Genomic DNA, 11168 nt, shown 5'->3' with positions numbered 1-11168 from the left:
GGCGGCGCTGACGGCGACCCCCGCGCGTTCCAGGGCGGCGAGCAGGGCGGGCACGGCCGCGGCCCCGTCCTCGGCGCGGACGCTGATGCGGCGCCCGTCGAGGAGTGCCTCGTGCACGCCGGGCAGGGCGGTGAGGGCGCCCGTCAGGAGCGTACGGCCGGCCTCGCCGACCGGGTGGCGCAGTTCCACATGGACGGCGTCGCCGCGGAGTTCACCCTTGAGGGTGTCCGGGGTGCCCTCGACGACGACTCGGCCGCGGTCGACGATCGCGATGTGTCCGGCGAGACGGTCGGCCTCTTCGAGGTAGTGCGTGGTGAGCAGGATGGTCAGGCCCTCGTCACCGGCGAGGCGGGCGATCTCGTCCCACATCGCGGTGCGCGCCTCGGGGTCGAGGCCGGTGGTCGGCTCGTCGAGGAAGAGGACCTCGGGCCGGTGGACGAGGCCGAGAGCGACATCGAGGCGGCGCTGCATGCCTCCGGAGTAGCCCTTGACCTGGCGGCCGGCCGCGTCCACGAGATGGAAGCGGGCCAGCAGTTCGTCCACCCGCCGGCGGAGGTCCGCGCCCTTCAATCCATAGAGCCTGCCCTGGAGTTGGAGGTTCTCGCGGCCGGTGGCCACCGGGTCGGCGCCGGACTTCTGGGCGACCACGCCGATCGCGCGGCGCACCCGGTCCGGGTGGCGCAGGACGTCGTGGCCCGCGACCGTGGCGGTGCCCGAGTCGGGGCGGGCGAGGGTGGTGAGGATCTTGACGGTGGTGGACTTGCCGGCGCCGTTCGGGCCGAGGAGTCCGAAGACGGTGCCTGCCTCGACGGTGAGGTCCATGCCGCTGAGGGCGGTGACATCACCGGGGTAGGTCTTGATCAGCTGACGCGCCTGCACTGCGGGCGCACGGGTGCTCATGACGACTGCTCTCCTGGGTGAGCGGATGACGGCTGATCCGCGTGAAGAGCGCCGGGCTATCCTGGGTGTGCCGCACCTCGATCGCCTGGCCTGCCTCACCGCGGAGTCGGCTCGGGGTTCGCGACCCTGGCGGAGCTGGTGCAACAGCTCTGCCGGGGTCTGTTCTTCTTGCTACTGCTTCACTCCTGGTCGAAGTGATTCACTCCTTGTCGAAGTGGCGGGCCTCCAACTCCTCGAACTCCGGCGGCACTTCCCCGGTCTCGTGGAAGCTCCGCCACTCCTTGATCCCGTCGAGCGCGCCGGACTGGAGCTCCCGCAGAAATCCGCGGACCCACTCGGCCTGGGCCTCGACCATGTGCAGTTGGTACTCGCTCTCGACGAGGAAGATCCGCGGCAGCGTCTCGTACAGCTTCGTGAGGCCGCCGCGGGCGCCGGCCGCCTGCACGTCCAGCACCTTGAGCCGCTCGGTCAGCAGACGCGCCACCTCGTCGGGGTGGATGACCGCCATCAGCGAGAGGGCGGCCTCGAAGATCGGGAACTCACGTGCCGGGACGGAGAGCAGGTCGGACAGCCACTCCGTGGCCTCCTCGCGCCCGGCGTCCGTGATGCCGTAGAGCGTGCGCTCGGGGCGGTTGCCCTGCCGCTGCACCTCGGCGACCTCGACGAATCCGTGCTTCTCCAGGTTCTGCACGACCGTGTAGAGCGAGCCGTAGTTGATCTTGAGGCTCGCGTCCTTGCCACGGCTGCGCAGGGTCTGGGCGATCTCGTACGGATGCATCGGCCGCTCGGTGAGCAGCACCATGACGGCCAGCGCCAGGGGGTTGCCGAGCTTGCGGCGTCTGGTCGCCACCGGGATCACCCACCCATATCCTCGTACCCGAATATCCGTGGCCGAACATATCGCGTCTCGACGGCGAGCGTCAATACACACGATGTATCGCGATTCAGGGTGCGACGCAAGGGCGTGAGGACTTAGGCCCGGCCTCGACATGGCCGCGCCACGCGGGCGAAACAGGCTCTCCCTAATTTCTGTCACCCGACAGGAATTCCGCCGCGGAGTTCCTCAGTCGCCGCCAGGATCCCGCTCCCCTGCGCCGAAGGCAGGTGCCGCCGCCGTGACCACTACCGCCCCCTCCGACGTACGCCCCGATCCGCCGGAGCCGTCCGGCGACCGCTCCCTCGCGGAGTTCGGCTACCGCCAGGAGCTGCACCGCAGCCTGGGCCGGTACGCCTCGTTCGCCGCCGGTTTCTCCTTCATCTCCGTCCTGACGACCGTCTTCCAGTTCTTCGCCTTCGGGTACGCGTTCGGCGGTCCCGTCTTCTTCTGGGCCTGGCCCGCCGTGCTGATCGGCCAGCTGCTGGTCGCCGCGTGCTTCGCCGAACTGGCCGCGCGCTATCCGATCTCCGGCGCCATCTACCAGTGGTCGTCCCGGCTCTCCAACCTCACCTTCGGCTGGTTCGCCGGCTGGATCATGGTGATCGGACAGATCGTGGTGGTCGCGGCCGCGGCGCTCGCCCTGCAGGTGGTCATGCCCGCGATCTGGTCCGGCTTCCAGCTGATCGGCGACGACCCGGCGCCCACGTCGGCGAGCGGCGCGGCCAACGCGGCGGTTTTGGGCGTGCTCCTGCTGGTCCTGACGACGTTCGTGAACGTCATCGACAACCGTGTGATGTCCCTGATCAACCGCATCGGTGTGACCGCCGAGATCATCGGCGCGGCCCTGATCATCGTGCTCCTGTTCACCCACTCCGAGCGCACCCCGGGCATCACCTTCCACACCGGCACGGCCGCCGAGTCGGGCCTGGTCGGGGCGCTCCTCGTGGGGTCGTTCACGGCGGCGTACGTGATGATCGGCTTCGACAGCGCGGGCGAGATGAGCGAGGAGACGCACCATCCCCGGCGCACCGCGCCCCGCACGATCCTCACCGCGCTCGGTGCCGCGGGCCTTCTCGGCGGCCTGATCATCCTCGGCGGTCTGCTCGCCGCGCCCAGCCTCACCGACGGCCGGCTCGGCGTCGAGGGCCTGAGCTACGTCCTCACCAGCAGCCTGGGCGACGGCGTGGGCCGGGCCCTGCTCGTGGACGTGGTCATCGCCATCGCGGTCGCGACCCTCGCCATCCAGACGTCGGCCTGCCGGATGCTGTTCTCCATGGCCCGCGACGGCCAGATGCCCTTCTCCGGGCGCCTCGCGAAGGTCAACCCGCGCACCGGTATGCCGAGCGCGCCCGCCCTGGTGGTCGGCGTCCTCGCCGCGGCCCTGCTGCTCCTCAACTTCGCCTCGCCGGAGGCCTTCCTCGCCATCGGCACCACCTGCATCGTGATGCTGTACCTCGCGTACGCGATGGTCACCGGCCCCCTGTTGTGGCGACGGTTGCGCGGCGACTTCACGGTCGAGGGCACCGACGAGACGGGCCGCCCGCTCTTCTCCCTCGGCCGCTGGGGTGTCCCCGTCAACGCGCTGGCTCTCCTCTACGGCCTGTTCATGACGGTCAACCTGGCCTGGCCCCGGGCCGAGGTGTACGACCCGGCGGGCGGGCACTGGTACTTCCAGTGGTTCACGGTGTTGTTCTTGCTCGTCACGGTGGGACTGGGCTGCCTGTACCGGTGGCTGGGGGCACATCGAGGGCTCACTGCGAAGCAGGAGGCACCGCCGGCAGTGCCCGCAGAATCCAGCTGATCGCCGTCGTGTCCGGCCCGGAGTCCGCTTCTCCGGGCCGGCCGATCGAGCCAACCTGACAGAGGCCGGTAATCCGCCGTCAATCAGGCACTGTCTGCATGCATTCCGCTCGGACCTGGACCCCGTGAGGCGTCAGGGTCATACGCGGTTCGATGTGCGGCGGTTGCTGGTCGACACTCGAGAGGCGCCACTGGGCCACGATCGTGGACAGGGCGAGCGTCGCCAAGGTCATCGCGTAGTTGTCACCGATGCACTTGCGCGCACCTCCGCCGAACGGAATGAAAGCGCCGCGCACGTGTTTCTGCTCGGGAAGCCACCGGTCGGGATCGAAATCGCTCGGGTGCGGATTGAACCGTGCGTCGTGGTGGATGAGATACGGGCTGTAGATGAGGGTGGTCTCGGCGGGGATCAGGGCGTCCGCCAGCCGGGTTTCGGTGGCGGCCGTTCGAGTCAGGATCCATCCGGGAGGGTAGATGCGCAGCGTCTCCGTGATGACCCGGCGTGCCAGGTCGAGCTGGGGAAGGTCGTCCCAGGTGGCGGTTCGGGTGCCGAGGACCTTGGCTGTCTCGGTGCGCAATCGCTCCTGCACATCGGGGTATTGGCACAGGAGATGCACAGCCCAGGTGAGCGCCACCGCGGTGGATTCGATGCCGGCGACGAGCAGGGTCATGATCTGAGCGTGGATCTCGGTGTCGCCGAGCCCGTTTCCCGCGTCGTCCTGCGTCTTCAGGAGCATCGACAGCACATCGCCGTGGCTCTCGTCGTCCTGCCGGTACGAGCTGATGGTCTTGCTGACCGCGGCCCATGCCCGGTTGCGGGCCCGCTCGTAGCGCACGTTCGAGGGGAGCGGCAGACGGTTCAGGAAAGGCGGGAAGACGGCCTGCTGGTAGATACCGCGGAAGATACCCGGCAGACATTCCTTGACGGTGTCTACGGCGGGTCCCGCGGATTCAGCCGTGAATAAGGTTCGGGCAATGGTGTCACTCGCGAACGTGTACATCTGCTCGGCCACATCGATGGGCTGACCGTCGCCCCAGTCGATGGCCAGCGTGTCGATCTGCTGGGTCATGATGGCGGCGTATTCGCGCAGGCAGGTGCGGGAGAAGGCCGGCTGCAAGGTGCGTCGCTGCCGTCGATGGGCGCTGTGGGGGCACGCGGCAAGGCCCTCCCCGAGCGCGTTCCCGATCCGCTCGATGAGGGGTCCGCCCTTGTCGTACGTGCGGTCGTGCAGGAGTACTTCCTGGACGAGCTCGGGCCGGCAGACCACGACGGCCGTCTGTGGACCCAGCCGTATCTGCACCAGATCACCATAGGAGGGAAGGGTTTTCAGGAAACGCAGCGGGTCACGGATCAGGGGAAACAGATGCCCGACGATCGGCAGTGCCCCCGGAGCCCGGGTGATTCCTTCAAGGTCCTTTGCCATGGCGTGTTGGCCCTTCTTGTCGATCCAGGATGTTGGCGAGCCAGCGCCCCAATCCGCTCTTGGTCGCATCCATGGGGCGGGAGCGTCGTGCAGGCCGGCCCCAGGAAGCCGGGGCGTATTCCTTGCCGATCACCCGTAACTGTGCCGGTACGCAAGATCCTGGCTCGGGAGCATCGCCTCAAGGTGGGCATGCTGTTGATCCGACTCGTCCGAGGCGGTGGGGAGTGCATAGCGGGTGGTGTTCCCGTACCAATGCAGGCATCCATTCGTCCACTGCCGCATTCCGGCCGTGACCTTCAGGATCTCGTCCCGGGTGGCGGGCGGCACACCACGGCTCTTCAGGAAGGGCCGGAGCTGCTCCTCGGCGGCCAGGAAGTCGGCAATTCGCCCCCGAACCTTGGCAACGGCCGAGCGGATGGCTTCCTGCAGCGAGATTCCGCTGGAATGCTGCATGACGATGACAACGTTGTGAAAGTCTCCACGTATGTCGTCCAGACGAACCGAATGCAAGTCATTCTGCCAGGCGACCACATCGCTCGCAGCGTCGATGATCTCCCTGAACAAGGCCGACTCGTAGACGCTTTCAGGCACCTCCGTGCCCTGGCTGAGTTCGACCAGATCGAAGCCGAACTCCATTCCCACCGACAATCGCCTGGTCTGGGTGAAGCTTTCAATCCCGGGGGGAGTTCCGCGGAACCGATTCCGGGATTCTTCCGTGAATCCCTGGAAGAATAAATCCAGGTGCCGGTTCAGTCGTCCGCGAAGCGCCGGTGAGAGCCTTTTTCCGGTACGGATGGACAGATCCGTGAGTACCTCGGTGAAAGGAGTCTGCTCCCGTGCGGGGGCAGGGTCCTTCCCGGTGTTGATGATGCCCATCAGGCGCCGGTGGACCGGATCCCAGGCGTCGGGATTGTCGTAGACCTTCAACGTGTGCAAGTCGTCCAGGATGAAGGTGACGAAAAGCCATTCCGCGCAGAGGCAGAGATCCTCGAACGAGGCTTCTGGATAGGTCCAGGCAACAAATTTCCCGTAGCCCGCTTCCAGTCGCTCCCGACCGGCCCGTGTCTCTGCCAGTCCGAGACGCTTTCCGAGTGAGCGGACATACTCCTCGATCCGCTCAGAGTATGGGCTTTCAGCCGGGGGTGTGGGCTCCGCGTACGTCGGGATCATGGCGAGCATTGAGTCCTCCATGTCTATGGCGCCGGAGTTTGCCAAGGCGGGTGAGGCGTGGGACAGGCTGCCCGCTCGCGCAGCGAGAAGCCGAGGAGTCGGTGGCCGATCGATGCTTCACGAGGTCCTGGGAGGACATCTCCGTCTGCGCTGTTGGCGTGCCTCACGGGCGTGCTCCGAGAGGGCCGAGGCAGCGGCGGCCGCGGCGGGAGGGGCCAGAACGGGTGGCGGCACGGGCTCCCCTTCCACGATGGCGCGAGCAGGACGTGCCGCCCACGGCGGTACAGCATCTATCACATCGCAGTTGCGTCCAGACCGGAAGTGGCCGTCTTTGATCCGGACGTGAACATGTTGCACTCACATCTGGACGGTCGCCCGATCAGGATGCGCACGCCCCTTCTGTTGACTCCGACTGTCAGGACGCCGCTCGGGACGTCGGTGGAGGGCGAGTTGAGCGTATTTGGTGTCCGGTGCGGGAACGAAGCCGGTCTTCGTGGCCACCCGGTAGGACGCCTCGTCGGGGACGGCGTGGAGTAGTCCGAGGCGGTGGAAGCCGATCTCGTCGAGACCCCGGCGAGTCAGGATCGCCGTCGCGCGCGGAGTGATGCCCCGGGCCGCGGCGCGGCCCGGTAGGCGAGTTCGGCGCAGCCACGCGTCGGTCCACCGCGCGCCTCGCCCTCCGACTCGATCCGCGAGAACAGGGTCGCGACCGGCTCAGCCCCCCGCTGTCGGCGTTCCCTCGTACGCTTGATCGTGATGAGACGCAGAAGCCCGGTCCCTCCCTCTCCCCTGCCACAGCGTGGCGGGGTCGATCCAGTGCGGGTGAAGCTGCCGCAGGGGGCGGCGTGGGCGACCGTGCGTGATCATCTGGTGGAGCGGCTCGCGGCCGAGGCGGGGGTGATCGACGGGATGCTGGACGCGGGGCTGATCGTGGACGCCGCCGGGCGTGCCGTGCCGCGCGACATGGCGTACGTGCCGGGCATGTTCGTGTGGTTCCACCGGGAGCTGCCGTACGAGGTGCCGGTGCCGTTCGCGCTGGACGTCGTGTACCGCGACGAGCACGTGGTCGTCGCCGACAAGCCGCATTTCCTGGCCACGACACCGCGCGGCAGTCATGTCGCGGAGACCGCGCTCGCGCGGCTGCGCCGGGAGCTGGGCCTGCCGACGCTGGGCGCCGCCCACCGCCTGGACCGGCTGACCGCCGGTCTGGTGCTGTTCACCGTGCGCCCTGCGGAGCGCGGCGCGTACCAGTCGCTGTTCCGCGACCGGCTCGTCACCAAGGAGTACGAGGCCGTCGCGCCGTACGATCCGGCGCTCGCTCTGCCGCGCACCGTGCGCAGCCGGATCGTGAAGGAGCGTGCGGTCATGGCGGCGCGCGAGGTCGAGGGCGAGCCCAATGCCGTCAGCGCCGTGGAGCTGCTGGAACAGCGGAACGACGGGCTGGCCCGCTATCGGCTGAGGCCCCGCACCGGGCAGACGCACCAACTGCGCGTGCACATGAGCGCGTTGGGGGTGCCGATCCTCGGCGATCCCCTCTATCCGGTGGTGACCGCCCCCGTGGCGGACGGTGACTTCCGGCGACCGCTCCAACTGCTGGCGCGGGTACTGGAGTTCACCGATCCGGTCACGGGGTGCGAGCACCGGTTCGTCAGCCCGCGCGTGCTGCGGGCCTGGTCGTCGTACGACGAGTGGGCCGGGTAGCCCCGGTGCCCGGTCGGCTCACATGCCGCGCCACCAGCGCTGGAGGCGCCGGAACACGCCCGGTCGGGGGGCCGGTTCGGGCGTTGGCGCCGGCGTCTGGGCAGTGGTCGGGGCCGCGGGCTCCGGAGCCGCCGTCTGCGGCTGGGGCCTGCTGACCTGCCAGTCGCTGGGATTCTGTGACGGCACGGCGTACGCAGGCCGTGCCATGACGTCCTGCTGGGGCTTGGGCGCGAACCTCACCGGCAGTTCCACCAGGTGCCGGTTCGAGATGGACGCTCGCCAGCGCAGCTCGTGCTCCTCGCAGTCGAGTTGGACGTCCGGGAGGCGGGTCAGCAGCGCATCGACACCGACGTCGGCGATGGCTCGCCCGATGTCCTGGCCGGGGCACTCGTGGGGACCACCGCTGAAGGCGAGGTGGGAGCGGTTGCCCTGCATGTTGGCCTTGAGGTCGGGACGGACGCGCGGGTCGACATTGCCCGGCTCCATACCGAGGATGAGGCCGTCGCCCTTGCGGATGCGCCGGCCACCCAGCTCGGTCTCCTGCTTGGCGACGTACGGGAGGATGGTGCTGAACGGCGGCTCGTCCCACAGGGACTGCTCGACCGCCTGGGGCACCGTCATCTGGCCGCCGTTGAGCTGGGCGCGGAACCCCGGGTCGGTGAGCACGACCCGCAGCACGTTGGCGAGGAGGTTGGCGGTCGCCTCGTACGCGACGATCAGGACGACGCGCAGGTGCTGGGCGACCTCCTCGTCGTTGAGCTGCGCCGGGTCGTTGATCAGCCGGCTGGTGAAGTCGCCCTTGGGTTCGGCCCGGCGGCGGACGGTGAGCCGCATCAGCACGTCCATGATGTACGCGTTGCTGGCGATGGCGGTCTCGGTGCCCTTGAGCATGTCGCGAGCGGCGTGCACGATCCGGTCGTTGTACTCGTCGGGCATGCCGAAGATCTCGCACATCACCGCCATCGGCAGGTGCTCGGCGAACTGGCCGACCAGGTCGGCCCTGCCCTCCTCGCAGAACTTGTTGACGAGGTGCTGGGTCGCGCGGTTGATGTGACGGCGGATGCCCCGGTGGTCGATGGTCGACATGGCGCTGGTGACCGCTCCGCGCAGCCGCAGGTGCTCGTCGCCCTCGGCGTGGCAGCAGATGGGCTGCCAGGCGATGATCGGCATGAGCGGGTGATCCGGCTTGACCGTGCCGTCCTGCAAGGCGGTCCACAACCGGGTGTCACGGCTGTACTGCGAGGGGGTGCGCACCATGTGCATGTTCTCGCCGTGGCCGAGCACCACCCAGATCGGCACGTCCTCGTGGAGCAACGCGGGGGCCACCGCGCCGTGTTCGGCGCGGAGTTTCTCGTACACGGCTCCCAGGTCCTCCGCCTCGGGGCCGTACAGCCGGCGCAGGCCGCCGGGGCCCTTGCCGTGGGCGGGGCAACCGGGGGGCGGACCGAGCGAGGGGTCGTCCGTACCGGTCAGGGAGTGGGATTCAGGCGTCACGATGATCGCTCCGAGCTGAAGTGGATCCGGTGTCTGGGGAGTTGGTGAAAACCGGGAGGGGACTCCGTGCGGGACGACACGGCTCCCGGCCCTGGGGACTCGTACGGCGTGCGGTTCAGGCAACCGGTGGAACCGGTACCGGGCTCATGTCGACGCCCCCGTCATCGTCAGGGAGTGCAGGAAGCGCATGAGGGTCATCAGGACGTCCCGGCTGGAGGCCCGGCGTCGCACGTCACAGCGGATGATCGGGATCTCCTCGGCCAGGTCGAGCGCCTGGCGCAGTTCCTCGACGGCGTACCGGGGTGCGTCCGGGAAGTCGTTGACCGCGACGACGAAGGGCACACCGCGCTCCTCCAGGCGTCCCATGACGTCGAAGCTGACCTCCAGCCGACGGGTGTCGATCAGGACGACCGCGCCGAGCGCGCCCTCGAACAGTCCGTTCCACAGGAACCAGAACCGCTCCTGGCCGGGGGTGCCGAACAGGTAGAGCACCAGCTCGTCCGTGACGCTGATGCGGCCGAAGTCCATGGCCACGGTGGTGGCCGTCTTGGACTTGGAGCCGAAGTTGTCGTCGACTCCGATGCCGGCCTGCGTCATGGTCTCCTCGGTCGTCAGCGGCCTGATCTCGCTGACGGAGCCCACCATGGTCGTCTTGCCGACGCCGAAACCGCCCACGATCACGATCTTCACGGCGGCCTGCGCGGTGCGCGGCAGGTGGTCCTCGGCCCGTGGACCCGTGATGGTGTCAGAGTTTTTGAAGTCCATGCATCACCGCTTCGAGGAGGGAACGGTCGGCCCGCGCCTGCCTGACGACCGGTGCGCGCGCCTGTACGAGTTCGGCCGTCAGGAGCTCGGTGAGCAGGACGGTCACCACGCTGATCGGCAGGTTGAGATAGGCCGAGATCTCGGCCACGGACAGGGGGGCCTGGCAGATCCGGAGCAGCGCCGACTGCTCCGGCGCGGCGGAGTGCGGCGGATCGGCGCGCGCCACGATTAACGTGACGAGGTCGATGGGGGCCCGCTCGCAGTCCTCGCCGGTGAGGATGTAGAGCCGCTCGGGCGGGCGGTCCCCCGCACTCTCCTGGGGCCCTTCCACGGCCGGCGGGGGAGGTTGCTCCTGCTTGGGTTTGCGCCGCCGGCGTTGCGGAGGCGTCATACGGTCTGCCCGTTCCGCCGCGGCGGACTGGTGAGATGGGAGCCGATCCGGTCGACGAGGTCGCGCATGCGGTTGCTCATCAGCCCGGGCTCCGCGCTCTCGTTGGCGAGCACCGCGAGATAGGCGTTCGACCCCGCGGCCATCAGGTAGAAGTAGCCGCCGTTGATCTCGATGATGACCATCCGCATCTGGCCGTCGCTCTGCGGGATCTCGCCGGCGACGGCCCCGGCCAGGCTCTGCAGTCCCGCGCAGGCCGCGGCGACGCGGTCGGCGGTGTCCGGGTCGCCGCCGTAGCGGGCGATCCGCAGGCCGTCGGCGGAGAGCACGACGATCTGCTGGATGCCGGGTACGCCGTCGGCCAGATCCTTGAGCATCCAGTCGAAGTTGGCTCGCTGCTGGATCACTTGAGATCTCCCTCGTCGTCGGCGTCGGTGCGGGCCGGCTCGTTGTTCACGGTGGAAGCGGTGGACGCCGTCGGGTCGTCCGGGTTCCGGGTGAAGGCGTTCGGGTCCGGGTCGCGCTTGAGGCCGGCCATGAACGCCTCGACCCACATGCCTGGCGGGGGCAGCTCCTTCGCCGGTTCGGGCTCGGGCTGCCACACGGGCGCGGCGGCCATGGCGGCCTCGGCCGCGGCCTCCGCGGCGGC

10 protein-coding genes and 2 pseudogenes are annotated in these 11168 nt (G+C 68.8%); 2 read left to right on the top strand and 10 right to left on the bottom strand.

All coding sequences use genetic code 11. The features are described 5' to 3' along the window. A partial coding sequence (locus O3Q52_RS38615; protein WP_269653256.1) for an ABC transporter ATP-binding protein occupies window positions 1-900 on the bottom strand: 900 nt, incomplete at its 3' end. 199 nt (window positions 901-1099) lie between these two features. Then, window positions 1100-1750 carry a PadR family transcriptional regulator gene (locus tag O3Q52_RS38610; protein WP_269653255.1) on the bottom strand — a complete coding sequence of 217 codons (651 nt, stop codon included), beginning with the start codon at window positions 1748-1750 and terminating at the stop codon, window positions 1100-1102. Between the two features lie 265 nt (window positions 1751-2015). On the opposite strand from O3Q52_RS38610, the gene O3Q52_RS38605 reads away from it, so the two are divergent. After that, complete coding sequence (locus O3Q52_RS38605) at window positions 2016-3578, top strand: amino acid permease (RefSeq protein ID WP_269653254.1); 1563 nt, start codon at window positions 2016-2018, stop codon at window positions 3576-3578. 79 nt (window positions 3579-3657) lie between these two features. On the opposite strand, the gene O3Q52_RS38600 is transcribed toward O3Q52_RS38605, so the two are convergent. The 3 genes and pseudogenes from O3Q52_RS38600 to O3Q52_RS38590 all read right to left on the bottom strand — a co-directional run. Further along, on the bottom strand, window positions 3658-5001 hold the full coding sequence (locus tag O3Q52_RS38600; RefSeq protein ID WP_269653253.1) for a cytochrome P450: 1344 nt from the start codon (window positions 4999-5001) through the stop codon (window positions 3658-3660). Window positions 5002-5130: 129 nt separating this feature from the next. Continuing rightward, entirely contained in the window at window positions 5131-6180 is a 1050-nt protein-coding gene (locus tag O3Q52_RS38595; RefSeq protein WP_269653252.1) for a hypothetical protein, read from the bottom strand. A gap of 471 nt (window positions 6181-6651) precedes the next feature. After that, window positions 6652-6738: pseudogene (locus tag O3Q52_RS38590) on the bottom strand (GNAT family N-acetyltransferase); the annotation flags it as partial. 189 nt (window positions 6739-6927) lie between these two features. Here O3Q52_RS38590 and O3Q52_RS38585 point away from each other — a divergent pair. Beyond that, a complete protein-coding gene (locus O3Q52_RS38585) occupies window positions 6928-7872 on the top strand; it encodes an RluA family pseudouridine synthase (RefSeq protein ID WP_269653251.1) in 945 nt (314 codons plus the stop codon). A gap of 18 nt (window positions 7873-7890) precedes the next feature. Here the strand turns inward: O3Q52_RS38585 and O3Q52_RS38580 are convergent, their stop codons facing one another. From O3Q52_RS38580 to O3Q52_RS38560, 5 genes and pseudogenes are all read right to left on the bottom strand, one after another. After that, entirely contained in the window at window positions 7891-9366 is a 1476-nt protein-coding gene (locus tag O3Q52_RS38580; protein WP_269653250.1) for a cytochrome P450, read from the bottom strand. Window positions 9367-9510: 144 nt separating this feature from the next. After that, entirely contained in the window at window positions 9511-10131 is a 621-nt protein-coding gene (locus O3Q52_RS38575) for an ATP/GTP-binding protein (RefSeq protein WP_269653249.1), read from the bottom strand. Beyond that, entirely contained in the window at window positions 10112-10522 is a 411-nt protein-coding gene (locus tag O3Q52_RS38570; protein WP_269653248.1) for a DUF742 domain-containing protein, read from the bottom strand. The genes O3Q52_RS38575 and O3Q52_RS38570 overlap by 20 nt, the downstream gene beginning before the upstream one ends. Continuing rightward, on the bottom strand, window positions 10519-10926 hold the full coding sequence (locus O3Q52_RS38565) for a roadblock/LC7 domain-containing protein (protein WP_269653247.1): 408 nt from the start codon (window positions 10924-10926) through the stop codon (window positions 10519-10521). Before O3Q52_RS38565 ends, O3Q52_RS38570 begins: the two co-directional genes overlap by 4 nt. Continuing rightward, window positions 10923-11168, bottom strand: a pseudogene (locus O3Q52_RS38560) (ATP-binding protein); the annotation flags it as partial. The pseudogene O3Q52_RS38560 and the gene O3Q52_RS38565, both read right to left, overlap by 4 nt.

Origin of the sequence: Streptomyces sp. ActVer (assembly GCF_027270795.1) — a bacterium.
Taxonomy (GTDB): domain Bacteria; phylum Actinomycetota; class Actinomycetes; order Streptomycetales; family Streptomycetaceae; genus Streptomyces; species Streptomyces umbrinus_A.
This window is presented reverse-complemented; position numbering and strand designations above follow the sequence as displayed.